The following is a 19156-nucleotide window of genomic DNA, read 5'->3' on the forward strand; positions in this document are numbered from 1 at the left end:
AAAACAGGACCCACGGGTGTACAGGCGCTCGGCGATACTGGCAACGAACGGCTTCGGCGGTTTGTGGTCCCTTTTCTTTTTTTGCACCCGCTTATCGGCCATTTCAATCCCCCTTTCCTTTTCCCCCGGACAGCATCCGCAAATAACCCAGGGCGTTGGCGAAAACCGGGTCCTCCACCAGCACCGGGTTCGGAAAGGCCCGCGCCAGGCGCTCACCCAGGAGCAGGGCACCGCCCCCAGCCAGGTAGGTCACTGCCACGGAGTCCGTAAAGTCCCGCCATGCTGAAAGCACCTGCCGGGCCACCGCCTCCGCAACGTCCTCTACCGCCTCCCCATACTCCCGCGATAAGTCCAGCTCCCCGCCACGGAAAACTGTCCTGCCCGTCTCGGCCAGGTCCTCCAGCATTCTCCGCTCCATACGGGGCGGCAGGGGCCTGCCGGTCTTAGCCAGGTACGCCTGGGACACCCGCTGGGCCACTAAATGGCAGCCCGCCTCAACGGAACCGGAAGCCTCCACCACCGGCCTGCCGGTGCGCAGGTCCACCAGGAGAAAGTCGGTGGTGTACTGGCCTATATCTATCACTCCGGCGAAGCCCCGGCCCTTCGGGAGGCCCTGGACGAACACAACCCCGGCCCCCTGGGGGACCACCAGCACCCGCCTGAAACTGATGTACCGCTCTCCCCCGCCGTCTACGGAAACATGAGCTGCCAGGGCCTCCAGTCTCGTTTTGAGTACATCCTTCTGCGCCCGATAGAAGGCCAGCGGCAGACCCACGGCCAGGTCCACCTGTACTGGCGGGAACCCCGTGGTTCCGGCCCCAACCAGGTAGGCCGCAGTCAGGAGTAATAAGTCATGAAGTTCGGCGGGCTTCTCGGCACCCAGGAAGCCGGACGCTAAAAAACTTTCCTGAGCCGCTTCCCCGATCAGGTACTCCTGCGCCTGGCCGTTGAGCCTGCGTACCGTTACCCTATGGCCGGGGGCGGGGCCGCCGAAGCCCAGGTCCAGAGCCTGGTCGTGGCCCGCAGGGGCGGCCAGTGAAGGGAAGCAGGCCCGCTTACCTTCGGCGGAAACAGCTTTGGCAAAACCGTAACCGATGTCAATTCCTAACATACTCGCCACCACCCTGCAGCATAGCGCAGTGCCCCCGGATAAGTTCCAACATTAACGGCTTAAATTCCCTAGCAAACTCTTCCATACCCGGCACCTGATGTTTCTCCAGCACGGAGAACACCGCAGCCTGGCCCGCCAGGCGGGCAGCGTTGGCCGCGGCCTCCGCCAAAAGCGCAAACTCCGGGTACTTTTCCGCCAGCAAACCGGTAATGTCCGAAACCATGCGCTCTAACAGCTCTGCGTACTCCGCAAAGTTTCCGTCAAGGTCAAAATTTTTTTTGTGCATAATATCACTCCTTTAAGTTTTTTGGGGATTAACTCTCACTCTCACCGTTTTTCTCCCGCACGGCCCGTATGAGGCCCCTGGCGGGCCTGAAGGCCACCCGCAGGCCCTTCCTGCCCCTGCGGGGGTAAAACGTCCCCAGGCCCGCCAGGTGGACTTTTTTGCCCTGGGATACCGCCTCCACCAGGACAGCAGGAAAATGCTCCAACAGGAGTTCCCGCGCGTCCTTGGCGTAGCAGCCCATGCGCCGGGCTATAGAAGCCACTGCCTCCCTGGTGTTTACAGCTGGTTTCCGTACCATTCACCAGCACCTCCTTTTTTTTAAAATTTCGCTTTTCACAGTCACCTTACTGACTGAAATATGACTTCTTTAAAGAAAGCCCCGGTCAGAATGACCGGGAGTATCCTGTTGCGCTATGCCGTTCGCCGCACCGTCTACATCCGTATGGCCGTAACCTTGCAGGGCGGTTCATCTACGACGAAATCAAAACCGCCCAGGATTTCGAGTATCCTCACCGGCACGTACAGGTGCCCGCCGCGCTCCACCGTCACCGCGCCCGGCACAACGTCGGGCAACAGCTTACGGTAAAACAGGTAGAGCTTTATGGGTTTTCCAGCCTCTCCGGTCAGCCGGACGAAGCCGTTCAGCACGCTTGCCGACCAGGACAACCCTTCCGCATAAACATCGGCGCCCACCAGGTCCGCCAGGGCCTCAACCGGTACCATTATCCTGCCGTTAACACAAATCGCCGGGGCGGGCATGGTGACTGTTGCCGGTCCTTCCCCCGGCGCTATGGTGTGTGCAGTGACAACAGGACTACCCAGTTCAAATTCAAGGACGTAAGGGTTAAACGGCAGCCCACCGGCAAACGCCGGGACCGTGAAGGCCAGCACCAGCAACACGAGAGCAACAGCTACGCCAAGCCGTTTCATTTTTCAGGTTCACCCCCTTCTCGAAAAACTCTCCCAAAAAACAAAAAGGCCCCGGCATTGAACCGGGGCCACCGCATTACCAGTTACCAGCCCAAAGCCCTCAGCAGGCGGAGCAGGGTCGTCAGCGCCTCCGCGCGGGTGATGTGCGCGTTCGGCTTCAGGCTGCCGTCCGGGTAGCCGGAGAGCACACCGTCACTCACCGCCGCCTTCGCCCACTCGGGCACGTCGGCGGCGTCTTTAAACTGCGACAAATCGGCGGGCTTGTAGCCAGGTATCTTCGCCAGGGCGTTCGAGACCATCACGGCAGCCTCAATTCGGGTGATAGGCTCGTCACCCGCGAAGTCGCCCGGCATGCGGCCCTTCGCCAACCCGCTGGCCAGGGCAGTCGCCAGGGCGTCCCGGCACCACCCGGGCACGCCCTTCATGTTGCCCAATATGCGGGCCTTCTCTTCGGGCGTGGGCTGCTTCAGCACTTCGTACAACTTTTGTTCTCCTTGTGGTAAAACGCCGAGCGCCCTTGTCAAAACGGCGGTAAACTCCGCGCGGGTTATCTCCCGATCCGGGCCAGCAGGGCGTTCTAAGCTGGCCGGGTCCTCCGGGTTCGGGTACCCCTCCACCAGCGCCAGGCCGTTCATCCTGTTGATGACCGGCTCGGCCCAGTGGCCGGATACGTCCGTAAAATGCGGTTGTTTCACCGCGAAAACTGCCACCCAACCGGAGTAGCCGCCGTCGTTGAGTGCCTTGACCGCCTTGCCGTCCACCTGCGGGTAGGAAGCCAGGGCGACCCACTTCTGGTACTTATCGTTCCAGTAGTACACCCTGGGCGTCAAATCCTTCGCTTCGGCTTCGGCCAGGCGGTCGGTGCGGGTGATGTCCACGGTAAACTCCGGCTCAGGCTTCTCCAGCTTCGTGCCGTCCGGTGCGTAGCCTACCTTCGCGGCCTGCGCCACTAAAGGTATATGACCCGGCCACCTGGCGACGAACACCGATTCCGGCAGGTTTTCCACGGGCGGGGTTTCGGTCTGGCCGGTGCTGCCGCCGCTGGAGCCGCCGGGACTGCCGCCCGAAGAGCCGCCGGAACCGCCACCGGTCGGCGGGGGTTGAACAGACGGCAGCACTTCAACCCGGGCGGTTTTCTGCATTTTCTGGGGCGTCCCTCCCAGGGACAAGAATTCGCCTTCTGCGGTTATGTCCGCATAGACGATCCCCTGCACTGTTTCCGGCGCTCGGTAGACGGTCTCAAACCTTCCCTGTTCATCGGTAATAAGTTGGTTTGCCGCCAAAGAACCGGGGCCGCTCAGCGCCAGCGCGATCGGGGCGTTACCCCGTGGAGTGCCGTCAGAGTTATAGAGGAAGCCCCACACGCGCCCAGAGCTACCCGCATAAACAGGCGTCTCGGCAAAGAGTGTCAGGCCCTCCCTAACCTGTATGCCTACCTCTACTGTATGGGTTCTGGTTTCACCACTAGGTAGCCGGAAGATAACTTTCCAGTGAACGTAACCCGGCTCACTGGGGGCATGGTAAGTGTTTTGCGATTTCCCCAACGCATTAGTTACGGTTTCCCGCTTATCCCAAGCGCCTTTGTCGGCTTCCCATGTGACTGTCACTCCAGGGACAGGACCGAAAGGGGTATATACCTTTACCTCGGAATCCGTGAAAGTCTCACCGACATACATATATGCCGGATATATCGGACCTTCTGTTACCGTCCCTAGATTCTGAACCTGTACGGGAAGCAGGTTTTGCCGCACCACCGTGCTGTCCGCTTTCTGTAAAAATGTCCCCAGGACTACATCCTGGGTCACATTCGGATTGGGGGTCTGCGGAGCGGTAAAGCGCACCGACACCGTTTCATAATCAGACCCGATCAGCACTTCCTGCGGGTCTATTTGGCCCGCGGAAGCGGCGAACACTAAACGTAGCCCCTTACCGTTGATTACCTGCACCGTGTATTCGGCGGTCCCGCCGGACGGCACAACACCAGGGCCGTTTAAATCGGTAATATCCGGCACCTGAAACCCGGTCCCGCCTACCACATCAACAAAACCGCGGCCTTCTACAAAACCGGTCGATACCGCTTTGGACGGGACGCGGGCAATGACCAAAGCCTGCTGGTCGGCAGGCGTAAATGTCGTTTGCGCTTCTCCTTTTTCGTCCGTCACCGCTTCGGCAGGCGAGACTGTGCCGCTGGAAGCCGTAAAGCTCACAGGTACTCCCGCGTAATAAGTGGACGGGGCGAAAACGTAATCCGTTTTTACGGTCACTGCGGCAGTCTCATTCGGGTAAACACTAGGCGGCCTCGCCGTCACCCATACCCTCACCGGCTGCGGGTCCTGCGGGTCGGGCGGGTAAACCACCGGAGTCTCAGGCGGCCCGGCAACCGTGAAGCTGAAGGTGTAGTCGCGGGTCAGAATGTAATCTAACGGACCCCCTTCACCCAGGACAGACCCCTCAAGCAGTTTCACGGTCACGGTGCTTCCAAAGGGGAACCAGCCCTCCGGCGTCAGCACCAGGCTGCCGTCCTCTCCTATGCGGGCGGTGAAACCCACCGGCGTACCGTCGGCTGCGATGCTGATCCCTGCGCTCACGTAAGAGCGGGCGGGGCGCTCAAAGCGTATGGTGATTTTCGAGTCCGCCGGAACGCCTACAGTCCCATCTGCCGGATCTGTGGAAGCCACGCCGGACTGCGGCAGCGACTCTACATATCCCACGGTAAAGAAAACCATAGTGAAATCGGAATCCATCACGTTCTCAGCCGAATCAGCATCGGCAACCGCCCCGCGTTCGATCACCACACCTACTTGATCAGGGGAAGGCAACTGCTGATTGTTAAATCGCACCACGCGGCCATCAACCGGATCGACCGACGGGGCGCAAGGCACTGGACCGGCGTCCCGAGCGAATAAATACACACGTGCCGGATCCAGCAGCACTACTGGACGGTCAAACACGACGTACACCTGCACGTCTACAGGCACTTCACGCTGCCCGTCAACCGGGGACGTGGAGACAATCTGCGGGTTGACGGCCAGTATGCTGAATTTAAAGCTGTAGTCTTTGTCCGGCCCCACCCGCGCGCCGTCCGTTACCGCTCCCGCAAGCACCGTAAAGGTGTACGCCTCACCGTAGCGGTAAGACGAAGGAACGACGCGCACCTCGCTGCCAACCGCCTCCACGGAAAACAGCGGGACAGCCTGCCCGCTGCCGTCGGTCAAAACGAACTTCGCAGCGTCGGCCACACTAACGGGGCGGTCGAACGTTACCGTTATCGCCACCGGGGCTTCGCGCAGCACCGCCCCGTCCGCCGGGTCAGTGGAGACTATCTTCGGCGCGTCCGCAGGCTGCTCGGGCTGCGGGGCCTGCACCGTCACCGTAGTGCTGGCCGACAGCGCCGTGCCGTAAACCTGCGCCGTCACTGTCACTTCCCCGGGTTCCTGCGGGGCCGTGAAGGTGGTCACGGCCTTGCCATCAGCAAGGCCGGTCACGACCGAAGCCGGGTCAACCTGCTCCGCCGAAGCCGCGAAGTCCACCTGCACGCCCGGTACGGGCTGGCCGTACACGTCCTCCACCACAGCAGCCAGGGTGGACGTCCCGCCCGGCTGCACCGTACCGGGGTCGGCGGTCAGGGTTAAGTTGGCAGGTTCAGCCGCAAACGCCGCGCCCGCAAAAACCAGGAGCAGGGTGAGCGCGGCAAACAGGACAAATACACGTTTCCGCATAGCAAAACCATCCCTCCTGAATGTTTTTTCAGGCCCCTCCCCCATACCCCGCCCGGCTCTGCACTCCACCCCCTTCCCGCCGGAAGAGATTGGGGCCGGAAAAGGTTCCCAAAAATAAAAGGGCCGGGCGCGATGACCCGACCACTAAGTAACAATCAACTTTAACCTCCCCTGTTCCCGCTTCTTCGCTTCTAATATCACCCTTTCCAGCGGAATCCGGCACGACCTGCAAGCTAATTTTGTTGTGCGCATATCCCCATCAAAACAATATCTGTAGTTATACTGGCAACCTTTGTTTTTTAGCATTATACTACCCCTCCTTATAATCCTGGCTTATTTCCTTTTTCAAGGTACATCATAACCGCCGCCCTAAGTAATTTCGCGTCCACCACTGGCAACCCCACCTCCAGGCGAGCAATCCTGGCAGGCGACACCCCCAGGGCTTTCGCCAGGGCCGTCCGGCTCACCCCGGCCTGCTCTCGCAGGGCCTGGAGCCGGGCGCCTTCTTCAGCCCACTCCCGGGCGTGGTTGGCGGCGTACACAGTCGCCTTCACCCGGCGGCGGGCGGGGTCGACAAGGTTTAAAAACTTTTCCTGAAATTCGACCAGCGCGGCGTCCAGCGCCCGCAGGCCCTCTTCCCTTACACGGGCGCGGCAGGTGGCTTTCTCTTTTAAATGGAATATTGAAACTACTTTGTCATCGCCCATTTTATTAAAAACCCCTTTCCCTTTAATCATCCTGATCCTGTTAATCATCCTGGCTGGTGATGATCTATCCCTGCCAGCCGCTCCGCCCATTCCCCGGCGCTATACCAGTTCTTAGCAGTCCTCACCACCACCGGCCCCTTCTCCTGGAAAACCGCTTCCAGCCGGGCGGCCTGGGCGTCCGATAACTGCCAAACACGTTCAAACCCGCCAAACATCTCTTCCACTTTCTCAAATCCCAACTCCCGATCCGCCGCCTCCGTCCCGGCCAGGGCCTCCTGCATGGCCTGCCGCCCGGCTTCCAGGGCCTGGGCCAGGGCCGCTTCCGCGGCGCGGAGCTTTTCCGGGAAACCGGCTTCAGCGTCCCACCAAGCGGCTTCGCCTGGGCCTCGGCCCGCCGGACGGCGGCCAGCAGGTCGGGGGCGGTTGGCGTTAAGCCAACATTCCAGGGTGAAGCGGTTGGCGGCCGGGTCGGGTTCTGGTTCGGCAGGCGGCGGGGCGGCAGGTTCGGGTTCCTGCGCCGGTTTTGATTCAGTTGCCGCTACCTCTTCCGCCGGTTCCGGCTTCGCCTCCGGCTTCAGCGCCGCCGTCCCTTCCGTGGCCGCCCCCGCCCGAATAAGCCGGAGCGGGTACAGCTCCCACGCCAGGCGGCGAGTTTCTTCCGTTGTAAACCCTGCCATTTTTACATCCTCTGCCGCCGCCACCAGCGAAACGGCTTCCGGCGGCAGGGTTCCGTCACGCCGGGCCACCACCACGGCGTTGCCCGCCGCCGCCAGCTTCCGGGCTTCCTGCCAGTTCCGGCAAATAACTAGAGTTCGCCACCCTTCCGGCGCGTAAACCGGGCCATCCAGGCGGAAGGGCCGTACCTGCGTTTTGGGTCTGGCAGGCTTCCGCACCTCCCGGCTGGCCACGGACCGGACGCATTTTTCGATTTGGTTTTCAGGCAGGGGCGGTTGGTTCCGCTGGTTCCATGCCAGGAGCAGGGCCAGGACCTCGGATTCCGGTAGGCCCTTACCCAGGTAGTGCCCGGCAAGCCGGGTGCAGGCGTCGTCCCGCTGGCCTTCCGGGACGCCCCGGAGAAGAGCTTCCACCCAACCGGGTTCCTGGGCAGGACCAACCGCCTGCGCCCGGTTCCGGTTCGCCAGCATTTCCAGGAGCCACGCCGGGCACGGCGCAAGCGGCAGGTCGTCCGGGGAGCGGCCTTTCGCCCACCGGTAAACCCGGCCGGAAGGGTGAATTGACGGCGGGGCCACCACATAGCCGCCGTCGCCGCGCACGTCCAGGCCCTTCACGCCGCCCAGGCCAGCGGCGTTCTGCACCGGCTGGCCGGGGTGGGCGAAATAAACGTGCCAGCCCTTGCCGGTTGCAACCGTGGCCGTGAGCGGTACGCCGTGCCGTTTCGCAAAGTTCACGGCGTCCAGACCGTCTAAATCCAAAACAACCAGGTTAGACACCTGGCCAGTAACTACTCCAACGTTTGCGTCCGGCCAGCGATCCCACCAGGCGGTAATTTCTTCCGGTGTCGCCTGCCGGGACTGGTACTCCTGCCAGGAAGCCAGGGCGGGGCGTTTGCCGCGTGGCTGGAGCGGGATAATGCTCCAGCCACGGGCGGCATAGAAAAGGACGATGTCAAGCATTTTCCCACCCCCACAAAAACAAAAGACCGGGCTTAACGTCCGGATTAAAACGGACAATCTTCCCCGACAGGTCCGGCAGTAGCCTCTCCAAACCTGGACTGCGACACCAGCGCCACCAGGGGTATCACCCCGGTCTGTCCAGTGTTTCGGTTTTTCAAGACGTGAAGCTCCACAGGTTTGGGGGCACCCGGCGGCACGCCCTGGTCCCCTACCTGCAAGCGTAGAAAAACATCCGCGGAATATTCTATGTCACTGGATTCTCTTGCGGCGGCCAGAGTTCCGACATCCTTATAACTGCTACGGTTCATTGCACTGACCGCCAGCACCGTAGCGTCCAGCCGGTTCGCTATTTCCCGCAGTCCTGCCACCACCGCGCCCACCCGGTGCCTGACCGAGTCCTGGTACGCCCGGTCCTGCACGCTTCCGGCGGCGGTGTTTGCCATTAGCTGTAAATAATCCACCACCACCATCAGGTGGTTCGCCTTCGTCCGGGCCTTCACCGCCGCCGCTTTTGCCCGGATGTGGGCTGTGGTGGTATTCTGGTTCCCTTCCAGGACGGCCAGGCGTGCGCCCAGGGGCGCAAAGTCGCGGGCGGCCTTCTGGAGAGCGGCAAAGTCCCCGTACCCCGCAGTGTAGTCATCCCACTTCAGCCCGGCGAAATTGCACCAGCACTTCAGGACTAACCTATTCACCGGTTCCTCATAGGTCACGTACAACACCGCAGTATTCGGCTGGCGCAGGTACTGGACAACCAAGTGAATGGCAAAAAATGTTTTACCTGTGCCCGGTGCGCCCAACAATGCCCAGAGGCCGGGGGCCATGCCGGAGAGCATCCGGTCAAGCGCGGGTATACCGATAGGCGGGTATATCACCGCCCGGCCAGTGGCTTCCCGAGCTGTCCTAAACTCCTGCACCCAGCCCAGGACCTCGGCGGAAATGTCGGCGGCGAACGTCACACCGCCAGCCGAAAGTTCCTTTACCGCCGCCTCCGCCCTGGCGACCGCCTCTTGAAGCTCGGCTATCACTTCGGCGGCGGGCTTTGTCGGGATTCCGGCCCACGCCCGTTCCAGTGCTTCCGCCACCAGGCGTTTGCGGGCCAGTTCTGCCAGTTCTGTCGCCGCCGCGTCCAGGTCAAAACCGGGCGGTATGTTGGCTTCCGGCAGGTCCAGGTCGGCGGGTGCTGGCCGATCGGCGGTAAAAGTGTCTACCAGGGCCTGATAAGCCGCCTGGTGCGTGGGGAAAGCCGCAGGCGGTAACAGGTCCACCAGCTCCCAAAACTTCTCCGGTCCGGCGGCGGCCAGGGCGCGGAGGACGCGAGCTTCCAACTCCGGATTGACCAATGTGGTTTTTATAATGCTTTCCATTTCTCCAAACACCCCCTTTTTTAAAAGAAAAACACCCGGCCCTTTGAGGGACCGGGCTTATTCAGGGGTGTTTGGAGAAACATTGCCAACTCTTGTTATATACCAGGTTGGCAGTGGAATATATTTTAGTTTTAAATAAGGGGCAATAGGGTGCCCGTTAAGGGCGGGACCCTATTGCCCCTTATTTAAAGTCTTTAAAAGACTTTAAAAGTATTTATAGGGGACCGGGAAGCCTTATGGCTGTAGGGCTGTAGGATTTGAAAGTTCCTATTGGGTACTAAAAACGTTCCTATTGGGTACTAATCTGGTTCCTATTGGGTATCAATCCGGTTCCTATTGGGTAATAGGGTACATATGTTCTATGGTAATTACTGTAAATAGTTTTATTTAGGTGTCGAAAGCTCTTTTTTCTTTCTACTGGCAATTTCCTGGTCACGTTTCTTCATAATCACCACGTATTCACCGTCGAGCTTCCACCAGGCGATAACGTTAGTTTTCTGTAGGACGTCTAAAATATGCTCTAATCGCTTGATTTTTTTACTGCGTTTCTTTTCTTCAGCTCTCATCACATCGTTAATCAACGTGTCAACCTTGGGACGCAGCGGCGTCCCCGGTCTCTCTGGAGTTACCGCCGAAAGCCAGAAAAGCACGTTTTGCATGGCTCTGGTGGCTTTCGTGTTACCGTAAGTGGCTTGTAACGCGGCAACAGGAATCCGCGTTTTGTTTGCAGCGTCCAGGTCCAGCGCCTGGGCAAGCGCAGGGCAAAGGTGAGCAACGACTGTGGTATCCCGGCGGTGGCCGTCCACCACCGCATCCAGAAACTCCAGGTGGGGCACCAGAATGGTCATAACTTCGTGGCGCCCCTCAATTTTCACTTGTTTGCCATGTTTGTTGAGCACTTCCTGATTAAAAAAGGTCAGCCCACGGTAGCGCACGTGGTGCAGGATGATCAGGGCTTCTTTCATCTGCATCCTGCGCGGGCCGTTCGGGGTAAGTCCGACCGTACGGCACAACTCGCCCAAGGTGGTTTTTATTTCTGTGCTCTCGTTTTTATTGCTTTTTTCCCGGTTTCCCCGGTCGCGGAGGTACAGTGTAGTCAGTGCGGCCAGGGCAAGCCGGGCATGGGGAAGGTTTGAAAAAATGCGGATAAACTCCGTGGGAATGTACACCACCCGCTGCCCGTCCCGGTATCCGGCTACCTCGACATCTACTTCTTTGGCAATATTTGTCTCCTGGTCTACGACCCACTCCTTCATCATAGCTTGCTTCACCTCTTTTCGAGGTGGACTAAATAGCCCCACTTCTCGCGAAAAATTGCGCTCGATAAAAATATGTTTATCCATGATCATCCTCCTTTGCTAGCCCGCCTCGCGGGCAAAATACAGAGTGCCATATTCACACCTGCCTTTCTTTGATTTGGGCCGCCGGAGACAGGCGGCCCCGACAAAAAAGCCCCCGGCCCGAAGGCCGGGGAGAAAAAAAAGGAAAGAGGGGTAATAGCACGGGGACGTTCAACCAGCCCCAAAAAAAACTAAAAACCCGGCGGGGCCGGGTTACCATAACAGGCTTAATATGCCAGTAACTGCCAGAATAAAAGGAATTACAGGCGCGGCAACAACCCCGTGCTCGTCAGCAGAAAACTGACGCATTTTCCGTGCAAAACCGCGCGGCGCCAGGTCAGAGCTCCGGAAAGATAAAGTATCACGTCGCCGGTACCGCGCTTCGCCGCCGCCGTAACCGCACAGGTGTTCGGCCAGTTCCGCAACTTCCTTCTTGTTTTTATTTTGAGTTTGTTTGCGTTCGACCCGCGCAAGCGCGCGCGCAAGCGCGATGGCTTGTTTTTTCGGGATTCCTACCATCCTGGCAAATAACCCGACGAGGTCATAGCCCCCGGCGGCATGGACACGCTTGATTATATCGCGCCTCCTCTCTTGTACTTCCTCAGCGTCAAGGTATCTGGCACAGATTTCCCAGTCCCTTGCCAGGGCAAGCAAATCCCTGCTTGTCCTGGGTATGCCGCCAAACATACACATACCCCCTTCACTGATACGCGCAACTTCGCCGCCAGATGGCGCCCCCGGCCCGCCGCGTGGAGGCGTGCGCCATGATGGGCCGGATATTACTACCCCCTCTAAAAAACCTTCTCCCCGCACCCCCGTTTCCGTCCGCCGCTCTTGTGCGCCGGGTATGCCGCCGTTTCGGGTCCGTTCCTTTTTCCAGTTCCTTTCCAGCTCGGCGTCCAGCCCCCACGGAGACCTTCCGCTTCCCCTTCCATTCCCTGGAAACGATGTTTCACCTTCCCCGGCGTTGGCCGCACCGCTGACCTCGGGCGGGTGGTGGTGGCCCTTGCGGGCCGCTCGATTTTGCCACACTATTGTTGTGGCTGGCTCGTTTATCTCTCGTCGTTCCGCTCGCTCTTACCGGGCGAAGCCGGTGAGTTTTATCTTTCCGCCTATGTATGTGTCACCCCTGGCAAGCCCGTGCAAGTCTTGCGTTTTCTGCTCCAGTCCCACCCCCGGCCATACCGCCAGGGTCACCAGGCCAACGTCCGTGGCCGTCACCACGCCCCCCGGTGGTTTTGGTTCAGGGGTGGACAGTTTTTCGCCTGCTCCGTTTTTGCCGGTGCTTGCCTTGCCAGGGGTTGTTTTTTTAGTCCTCCTTTCTTCTTTTGTTTGAGGGGTTCGAAACTGTCCTGCACAGTCATAATACCTTATTCGCCCGGAAAAGTAAATACATATTTATTGGTCAAATAGCTCTACAATCATTGTTCTTGCGTAATTATATCTGTTATTCTTTTAATTTTATTTAATTTTGATTCTTGACTCTCAATATCGCCCCTAAATACCTAATGAGATCAAGTCAAACTGTCCGTCAAGTCAAAATGCTTGTCAAGTTAAAATGCCTGTTTTTAAAGTATATGTAATACAAATATGTATAAAATCTATTGACATGTACAGTATTGTTTTGTATACTATTGATTGCAAAGGAGTTCTCCATGAGAACGTTCGTTCTCTCCATTAATCATGAAAATCGATCAAGCAAGTTCAATCTGGAATTCGTCTAAAGCGAATTCCTACTACCCCGACGACTGACGACCGACGATTATTTTCGAGGGAGGGGATAATCGTGTCTGAAAAATTTCTGTCAGATTTTGTCAACCAAGGAATGAAACACCGGGGCTGGTCGCTCCGCCGTACCGCGCGCCAGCTGGGTATCAGTCCGTCATATTTGTCACTGATCTTAAACCACCACGTCGTTCCCCAACCTGCTACTATTGAAAAAATAGCTCGTGGCTTTGATGTTTCGTATTCATATTTGTTCGTAAAAACTGGATTGTTTAAGGATGGCCCATTTAAATTCCAGGTAAGAACAGCTTTGTTGCAAGTCCATAATGATATTTCATTTGTAGCCGATGTTCTAACTCAGTTTGCAGAATACTTCCAGGTTAATAATGTGGATGCTTTTGTAGCCAGCTTCTTGTCAAAAGAGCTACGTGATGAATATTTTAAAAGTGAGGGTGATGGATACAAATGGGTCAAACTGCTTACATTACGGATGCATGATGGTCACATGACCCCGCAAACAGGCGGTGTGATTTTAAGTGGTATCGAAGAATTTATTAAACATGAAAATATGGTTTCAGTTGGCGTTGACCTACTTTATTATCTATTCGACTGTATTCCTGCTCCATTCTTTAATAAGTCTTACGCACCTCTTTTTGCTAAGTTATTATCTATATATTCAAAAGCTTTTTCTGATACACTAAAACGCTTTAAAGAATTAAAAACAGATATAAGTAACTTTAGTTTTCCAAAAGTGTTTCAGGATTTTTTTGTTTCAACTTGCGAAAAACAAAGCAAAACTGCTATTACTGAAGAAGAAGTCTTAGACGCTAATTTGAACGTTAATGATAATAATGTGAGTGAGATATCTGAGATAAACATAAGCACAAGCATTTCAGGTGATAAAGCGTCAATTACTATTACTGTCCCCAGGAATAAGGTTGATACTCTTCTTGCTAAAATCCTGAACCTGGTAAAATGAACAAAGCCCGCTGTTTGGCGGGCTTTATTCATTTACGGCTTTCCAGAGAATTTCTCTCATCACCGCCTGGTACTTCATACCTTTTTTATGTGCTAACTTTTTTAGTGCTGCAACCAGGCTGGGTTCCAGGCGTACCGTTACTAACTTTTTGTTTTCGTGCTTCAGCTTCCGCATACAATCACTCTCCTTTCGTAATTTTGGTCCGGGGTCACCCCCTTAAAGACAAAACCCCCGCCAGCCGCCCTTTCGCGGGTACGGCCAGCGGGGTTTTCTGCCGGGCAGGGCCGTCCCTTCCGACCACTACCCCACCTTTTTCGTGCAACCGGGGCGGTTTTTGGCCCAACCCACCCCCTGTTTTGACCAAACCGGGCCTGTTTTTGGGCCAACCGGGACCGGTTTTAACTCAACCATGCCCGGTCTCCGGCCCGGCCGTTTTCACCACGACCGCCGCCCCTGCCTGCCCGTTCCGGTGTCCGTTTTGCCCTGTCCGCTGCTCTTTTTCGGCCCACCCCGGCCCCAAAGACAAAAGACCCGCCCACGGCTCCCAAAAGGCCGCGGGCGGGACTCTTGCCCCTCTGCACTCAATCTTACGCCCGATTTCTCCCTAAAGCTCCCTAAATCTCCGTTTTTGTTTGTCTGAATTTTTGTCTGACACACCAGGTTTTTCCTTCCGGCAACCCCAGGAAACATGCGGGTTTTAGGGGAACCCTACGAAGCCGCCCCCGGCCCTCCCCCGGAAAATTTAAAAACCCGCAAGCCCTTGATTTAACTGGGCCTGCGGGTTTTATCCTGGTGCGCCTGGCAGGAATCGAACCTGCGCAAGACCCGGCTCCGGAGGCCGGCGCTCTATCCTCTGAGCTACAGGCGCATATAAATAACTGCACAAGATATTATACCAAAACCTCAAAAAAAAGCAATAGTAAATTTCTTGGAGCTTCAGGGCAAATCCAGCTGCGCAATAATCGACTGCAGGGTCCGGGCAGAGTGGTGCAGGGCTTCTTCCTCCCGGGCAGCCAGGGGCACGGCCAGCACCCGGGCCCGGCCCTTCCGGTTGACAATGGAAGGAAGGCTGAGACAAACACCGGCGATCCCGTATTCGCCATCCACCAGGCCCGATACCGTGAGGATGGAATTTTCGTCCCGCAAGATGCTCTCGCAGATCCGTTTTACCGCCAGGCCAATGGCATAATAAGTGGCCCCCTTGCGTGCGATGACCTCGTAAGCCGCTTCTCGCACCCGGCGGCTGATTTCCTCCGGATCCAGGCAGGGAACACCGCGCCAGCAGCAGAACTCCTGCACCGGCATACCGGCAATATTGGCCAGGCTCCAGAGGGGCACCTCCGTATCACCGTGCTCGCCCACCACATAGGCGTGAATATTCCTGGGCTCCACCTGGCAGTACTGGCTGAGCAGATAGCGGAACCGGGAACTGTCCAGAACTGTACCGGAACCGATGACCTGCGCCGGAGGCAGGTGGGTCAAGCGCAGTGCCGCGTAGGTGAGGATATCCACCGGGTTGCTAACCATCAGCAGGATGCCGTCATCCTTCAACGGCATGAGGTGTTCAAGGACATCTTTGAGGACAGCAAAATTTCGCTGCACCAGATCCAGCCGTGTCTCGCCGGGTTTCTGGTTGGCCCCGGCGCAAAAGATAACAATATCGGCATCACGGCAGTCCTTATATTCGCCGGCGTAAATGCGGATGGGCTTGATAAACGAAGCGCCGTGGGCCAGATCCATGGCCTCCCCTTCAGCCCGTTCCCGGTTGATATCCACCAGCACCAGCTCACTGACCAGGCCGCTGATCATCACCGCGTAAGCGGTGGCGGAACCAACAGCACCTACCCCCACCACGGCTATTTTACGCTTGTCATCTACAGGCATTTTTCCCCCTCCCCCCTTTATTTTCCCCTCCCTTTTAAAAAATTACTAAAAAAAATTACCCCCGGGGAAAGAGATACACCACAGCCGGTTTTCCCGGAACGTTATTTCCCTTTACCTCCTGGAGGTAATTAAAAAGCTGCTCTTTGGTCCGGGGGAGGGGTAAACCTTCGGGCAGCCATCCCTTGCGGCTCAGCTGTTCAAAAACCTCCACCAGCCAGGGACGGGACAGATCACTCTGCCGCAAAAGCTGTTCGTTACAAAATACTTCACCGGGCAGCCCTTCTCCCACAACGGTACCGCAGCTCATCACATAGACATAGTCAGCCCATGAGTAGGCCAGGTCCACATCATGGGTGGCCAGGACCACTGTAGCACCCTGCCGGTTGATCCGGTCGAAAAGTTCCATTACCTGGCCGGCATGCAGCGGGTCCAGGCCGGCCGTGGGTTCATCACAGATCAACACCTGCGGTTCCATGGCCAGGACACCGGCAAGACAAACCCGTTTCTTCTGGCCGTAACTCAGCAGGTGGGTGGGCTTATCCTTCAGGCCGGTAATCTCCGTGGCCTCCATAGCCGCTTCCACCCGGCGTAACACTTCCTCCCGGGACAAACCCAGGTTCAGCGGGCCAAAAGCAATCTCCTGGACCACACTGGCCGAAAAAAGCTGCATATCGGGGTCCTGAAAAACGATCCCCACGTTCCTGCGCAGCTCCATCAATGAGCGATGATCATAGCGCACCGGCCGTCCGTTAAACAGCACCTGCCCCCTCCCGGGACGCAGTATACCATTGAAATGCAAGAAAATAGTAGTTTTACCGGCCCCGTTGGAGCCCAGCACAGCTATTTTTTTTCCTCTTTCAATGGCCATTGTAGCTCCCCGCAGGGCAGCCGTTCCATCGGAATAGGTAAAATGAACATCCCGGGCTTCCAGTATATTTTCCTTCAAACAGGCCACCTCCAGGTCACCAGGACCAGAACCAGCAGGGTTAAATCCACCAGGGCAATCAGGACCAGGTTCTTTGCGGAAACCGGGCGGGGTTCCTCCCACATCCTTATCTCCCCTGTATAGCCCCTGGCCAGCAGGGCGGTATAAAGGGCCCGGGAACGGTGGTATGACCGGGCAAATAAGTTGGCCACCAGCTGGGCCATTGAGCGGAAAGAAACCCTGATGCCGGCATAACCGCAGCGGGAACCCTGGGAAACATACATCATCCCGGCCGTTTCCATGATTACGAAGATAAAACGGTAGATCAGACCCATCATCTCCACCAGCAGGGCGGGCACCCTCAGCCGGTGCAGGATGGAGATAATCTCCACCATGGGGGTAGTCAGGGATAAAAAGTACAGGCAGGATACCGCCCCCAGGGACTTGGTAAAAATCAGGGCTGCTTGATTTAAAGCGGGCCCGGTCACTCCCAGGGTAACCCCTCCGATAACAAGCCCGTAAACAGCGGGATCGGCCCCCCGGGAGATGGTCAGGGTAACGGCCAGCAGGCCGGCCACCAGGAAACCCAGGGGAAGGAACAGCAGCCGGAAGTAAAAGCGAGCCGGTACGCGGGCAACCATGATTACTGCTGCCGCCGCCAGGCAGGTAACCAGCAGTGGTACCAGGATGGTTGATGCTGCCAGACAGATACCCATGGTCAGGATGGCAAAGGCAAATTTTTCACCGGGGTGCACATGGCGCAGGCTGCTGGTATAAGCATACTGGTCAATCCTGAACAACGGCATCCCTCTCTTTTATCGTTCCCCGCCGGCGTTCCTGCCCGGTACCCTGTTCCCTGCGGCCCCGGTAGAATCCGATGAAATAGCCGATAAATCCGGCGCCCAGCGCTGCCTGCAGGGCAAAAAGCAGGCTTTCAATTTCCCCGCTGGGCGGCTCCCATACGGATTCGAACCAGGGCTGGTAATCCGGCTGCAGTTCTCCAATTACCTCTTCGGCCTGCTCATCGGCCCCTCCAAATTCAGCATTTTTATTTACCAGGAGAGGAAAAACAGCCAGAGCCAGAACAACCAGAATCAACAGCAGGTTCTTTAAACCGGCTTTCATCTCCACACCCCCCGGGATAAAACTCGCAACTGTTCCAGTTCCTGGCGGTTATGGGCCAGCAGAAAGTTAAAAACAATAATGGTCAGGATCCCCTCGCTGACAGCCAGCGGCACCTGGGTTATGGCAAAGATGCCCATAAACTTGACCATGGCTGCCATTACTCCCCCGTCAGGGGCGGGAAAAGCCAGGGCCAGCTGTACGGAGGTGGTAACATAGGTCAGGAGATCGCCCAAAAAGGCGGCCAGAAACACCGACAGCCAGCGGGGTAAAGACAGCCTCTCCCCCAACCGGTATATGGCACAGGCCACCAGCGGGCCGACCACCGCCATGGAAAAGGTGTTGGCCCCCAGCGTGGTCAGGCCCCCATGGGCCAGCAGGACCGCCTGAAAGAGCAGCACAATGAAGCCAAGAACACACATTACCCAGGGACCAAAAAGTATGGCTCCCAGACCCACTCCGGTGGGGTGAGAACAGCTGCCGGTAACGGAAGGAAGTTTCAACGCTGAAAGCACAAAAGCAAAGGCACCGGCCAGCCCCAGGAGCATTTTTACCCCCGGATCGACCTTTACGGCCCTCTGGATGGACAGCAGGCCGGCAATGAAGAAAGGCAGGGTCAGGACATACCAGAACAGGCTCCATTTTAAGGGAAGAAATCCCTCCATTATGTGCATAGCCCAGGCATTTTGCTGGGGAAAGCAGAGGAGCAGGAGAAGGGCAAATATAAGGGTACATGTCCGCTCTTTCATCAGCATCCCTCCCGTAGCAAGGTAACCGTTTAACAGGCGTCCAACCGGTACATGAAAACCCCCGGATCACTTCCGGGGGTTACAAACACAAAAAGGACATGCTGCACCGCTCCCCCGGTTCAGGATAGAGGAGTGGAATAGGCATGCCCCTGGCTGCCCACGGATCATGGCCCCTCCAAGTCACCTAATTGAAGAGGCTCTCCGGGCAGTGGACTGGTAACCCTTTAAGCTTTATCCCTCGGGATAAAGCACCTATTCCCGGTATATAAATGGAAAATTAATAGGAAAATTAATAACCCCTGCTAGTCCGGGTGCAGGGGTGAAAACGCCGTCTTTAACTCTTTCACCTCCCCATGGACCGTAGGTACAAACGGTGAAATGGAACGGGCAGGTTTCCTGGCTCATGGATCATCGCTTTAACCACGCCTTCCCAACCGGACACCCACCAGCAACTGCTAACCGGTCACTGCAAGTGCCCGACCAGTGGCATTGTGTGGCCAGCTCCCCATTCACAGTGGCGGCACCGCGTCAGATTTGCACTGACTTCCCTCTATCCCTTGAAAAAGGGAGCACCCGTTCAATTATTCAATTGCCTAAATTATAACACAACAGGTATATGCTGTCCAGAAGGATGCTGGAAAAATGAAATGGCCCTGCCTTTCAAGGCAGGACCGCTTATTT

At 57.1% G+C, this 19156-nt stretch carries 18 protein-coding genes, 1 tRNA gene and 1 riboswitch; of the genes, 1 reads left to right on the forward strand and 18 read right to left on the reverse strand.

Features of this window, described 5'->3' with window-relative positions:
* Positions 1–103: 103 nt before the first annotated feature.
* The 11 genes from BR83_RS0107550 to BR83_RS17175 form a co-directional block, all read right to left on the reverse strand.
* Positions 104–1111 carry a ParM/StbA family protein gene (locus BR83_RS0107550; protein ID WP_027356582.1) on the reverse strand — a complete coding sequence of 336 codons (1008 nt, stop codon included), beginning with the start codon at positions 1109–1111 and terminating at the stop codon, positions 104–106.
* Positions 1098–1397, reverse strand: coding sequence for a hypothetical protein (locus tag BR83_RS0107555; RefSeq protein WP_027356583.1), 300 nt, complete (start codon positions 1395–1397; stop codon positions 1098–1100). The genes BR83_RS0107550 and BR83_RS0107555 overlap by 14 nt, the downstream gene beginning before the upstream one ends.
* Before the next feature lie 28 nt (positions 1398–1425).
* Entirely contained in the window at positions 1426–1695 is a 270-nt protein-coding gene (locus tag BR83_RS0107560; RefSeq protein ID WP_027356584.1) for an HU family DNA-binding protein, read from the reverse strand.
* A 134-nt stretch (positions 1696–1829) separates the two neighbouring features.
* On the reverse strand, positions 1830–2327 hold the full coding sequence (locus BR83_RS0107565; protein ID WP_027356585.1) for a hypothetical protein: 498 nt from the start codon (positions 2325–2327) through the stop codon (positions 1830–1832).
* Between the two features lie 83 nt (positions 2328–2410).
* Positions 2411–6046 carry an Ig-like domain-containing protein gene (locus BR83_RS0107570; RefSeq protein WP_162164753.1) on the reverse strand — a complete coding sequence of 1212 codons (3636 nt, stop codon included), beginning with the start codon at positions 6044–6046 and terminating at the stop codon, positions 2411–2413.
* 320 nt (positions 6047–6366) lie between these two features.
* Positions 6367–6753 (reverse strand): helix-turn-helix domain-containing protein, encoded by a 387-nt coding sequence (locus BR83_RS0107580; RefSeq protein WP_084327103.1) that lies wholly within the window; start codon positions 6751–6753, stop codon positions 6367–6369.
* A 44-nt stretch (positions 6754–6797) separates the two neighbouring features.
* Positions 6798–8387: a bifunctional DNA primase/polymerase gene (locus BR83_RS16385; protein WP_051618017.1), complete on the reverse strand. Its 1590-nt coding sequence runs from the start codon at positions 8385–8387 to the stop codon at positions 6798–6800.
* Positions 8388–8431: 44 nt separating this feature from the next.
* A complete protein-coding gene (locus tag BR83_RS0107590) occupies positions 8432–9751 on the reverse strand; it encodes a DnaB-like helicase C-terminal domain-containing protein (RefSeq protein ID WP_027356588.1) in 1320 nt (439 codons plus the stop codon).
* 383 nt (positions 9752–10134) lie between these two features.
* Positions 10135–11094 (reverse strand): hypothetical protein, encoded by a 960-nt coding sequence (locus tag BR83_RS0107595; RefSeq protein WP_157832977.1) that lies wholly within the window; start codon positions 11092–11094, stop codon positions 10135–10137.
* A 210-nt stretch (positions 11095–11304) separates the two neighbouring features.
* Positions 11305–12123, reverse strand: coding sequence for a hypothetical protein (locus tag BR83_RS17170; protein ID WP_157832978.1), 819 nt, complete (start codon positions 12121–12123; stop codon positions 11305–11307).
* Positions 12124–12168: 45 nt separating this feature from the next.
* Positions 12169–12312 carry a hypothetical protein gene (locus tag BR83_RS17175; RefSeq protein WP_157832979.1) on the reverse strand — a complete coding sequence of 48 codons (144 nt, stop codon included), beginning with the start codon at positions 12310–12312 and terminating at the stop codon, positions 12169–12171.
* 565 nt (positions 12313–12877) lie between these two features.
* Between BR83_RS17175 and BR83_RS15330 the strand changes: the two genes are divergently transcribed.
* The gene (locus BR83_RS15330) at positions 12878–13795 is read left to right on the forward strand and encodes a helix-turn-helix domain-containing protein (protein WP_034634729.1); all 918 of its coding nucleotides are present in this window, start codon (positions 12878–12880) and stop codon (positions 13793–13795) included.
* A 24-nt stretch (positions 13796–13819) separates the two neighbouring features.
* Here the strand turns inward: BR83_RS15330 and BR83_RS16935 are convergent, their stop codons facing one another.
* The 7 genes from BR83_RS16935 to BR83_RS0107665 all read right to left on the reverse strand — a co-directional run bounded on the left by BR83_RS16935 (position 13820) and on the right by BR83_RS0107665 (position 18475).
* Positions 13820–13969 (reverse strand): CopG family antitoxin, encoded by a 150-nt coding sequence (locus tag BR83_RS16935; protein ID WP_114679205.1) that lies wholly within the window; start codon positions 13967–13969, stop codon positions 13820–13822.
* 616 nt (positions 13970–14585) lie between these two features.
* Positions 14586–14663, reverse strand: a tRNA-Arg gene (locus BR83_RS0107640).
* Between the two features lie 68 nt (positions 14664–14731).
* On the reverse strand, positions 14732–15679 hold the full coding sequence (locus BR83_RS0107645; protein ID WP_027356591.1) for an L-lactate dehydrogenase: 948 nt from the start codon (positions 15677–15679) through the stop codon (positions 14732–14734).
* Positions 15680–15734: 55 nt separating this feature from the next.
* Positions 15735–16625: an energy-coupling factor ABC transporter ATP-binding protein gene (locus BR83_RS15335; RefSeq protein ID WP_034634731.1), complete on the reverse strand. Its 891-nt coding sequence runs from the start codon at positions 16623–16625 to the stop codon at positions 15735–15737.
* Positions 16622–17404, reverse strand: a complete 783-nt coding sequence (gene cbiQ, locus BR83_RS0107655) for a cobalt ECF transporter T component CbiQ (protein WP_027356592.1) — start codon at positions 17402–17404, stop codon at positions 16622–16624. The genes BR83_RS15335 and cbiQ overlap by 4 nt, the downstream gene beginning before the upstream one ends.
* Entirely contained in the window at positions 17391–17729 is a 339-nt protein-coding gene (locus tag BR83_RS15340) for an energy-coupling factor ABC transporter substrate-binding protein (RefSeq protein WP_051618019.1), read from the reverse strand. Before BR83_RS15340 ends, cbiQ begins: the two co-directional genes overlap by 14 nt.
* Complete coding sequence (locus BR83_RS0107665) at positions 17726–18475, reverse strand: energy-coupling factor ABC transporter permease (protein ID WP_027356593.1); 750 nt, start codon at positions 18473–18475, stop codon at positions 17726–17728. The genes BR83_RS15340 and BR83_RS0107665 overlap by 4 nt, the downstream gene beginning before the upstream one ends.
* 369 nt (positions 18476–18844) lie before the next feature.
* Positions 18845–19067, reverse strand: a riboswitch (cobalamin riboswitch).
* Positions 19068–19156 lie beyond the last annotated feature (89 nt).

Origin of the sequence: Desulfofundulus thermocisternus DSM 10259 (assembly GCF_000686645.1) — a bacterium.
Lineage (GTDB): Bacteria > Bacillota > Desulfotomaculia > Desulfotomaculales > Desulfovirgulaceae > Desulfofundulus > Desulfofundulus australicus.

Bases quoted from the DNA above. Each gene is read 5' to 3' on its own strand.
- BR83_RS0107550 (WP_027356582.1), bottom strand. From the start codon at position 1,111: ATGTTAGGAATTGACATCGGTTACGGTTTTGCCAAAGCTGTTTCCGCC.
- BR83_RS0107555 (WP_027356583.1), bottom strand. From the start codon at position 1,397: ATGCACAAAAAAAATTTTGACCTTGACGGAAACTTTGCGGAGTACGCA.
- BR83_RS0107560 (WP_027356584.1), bottom strand. From the start codon at position 1,695: ATGGTACGGAAACCAGCTGTAAACACCAGGGAGGCAGTGGCTTCTATA.
- BR83_RS0107565 (WP_027356585.1), bottom strand. From the start codon at position 2,327: ATGAAACGGCTTGGCGTAGCTGTTGCTCTCGTGTTGCTGGTGCTGGCC.
- BR83_RS0107570 (WP_162164753.1), bottom strand. From the start codon at position 6,046: ATGCGGAAACGTGTATTTGTCCTGTTTGCCGCGCTCACCCTGCTCCTG.
- BR83_RS0107580 (WP_084327103.1), bottom strand. From the start codon at position 6,753: ATGGGCGATGACAAAGTAGTTTCAATATTCCATTTAAAAGAGAAAGCC.
- BR83_RS16385 (WP_051618017.1), bottom strand. From the start codon at position 8,387: ATGCTTGACATCGTCCTTTTCTATGCCGCCCGTGGCTGGAGCATTATC.
- BR83_RS0107590 (WP_027356588.1), bottom strand. From the start codon at position 9,751: ATGGAAAGCATTATAAAAACCACATTGGTCAATCCGGAGTTGGAAGCT.
- BR83_RS0107595 (WP_157832977.1), bottom strand. From the start codon at position 11,094: ATGGATAAACATATTTTTATCGAGCGCAATTTTTCGCGAGAAGTGGGG.
- BR83_RS16935 (WP_114679205.1), bottom strand. From the start codon at position 13,969: ATGCGGAAGCTGAAGCACGAAAACAAAAAGTTAGTAACGGTACGCCTG.
- BR83_RS0107645 (WP_027356591.1), bottom strand. From the start codon at position 15,679: ATGCCTGTAGATGACAAGCGTAAAATAGCCGTGGTGGGGGTAGGTGCT.
- BR83_RS15340 (WP_051618019.1), bottom strand. From the start codon at position 17,729: ATGAAAGCCGGTTTAAAGAACCTGCTGTTGATTCTGGTTGTTCTGGCT.
- BR83_RS0107665 (WP_027356593.1), bottom strand. From the start codon at position 18,475: ATGAAAGAGCGGACATGTACCCTTATATTTGCCCTTCTCCTGCTCCTC.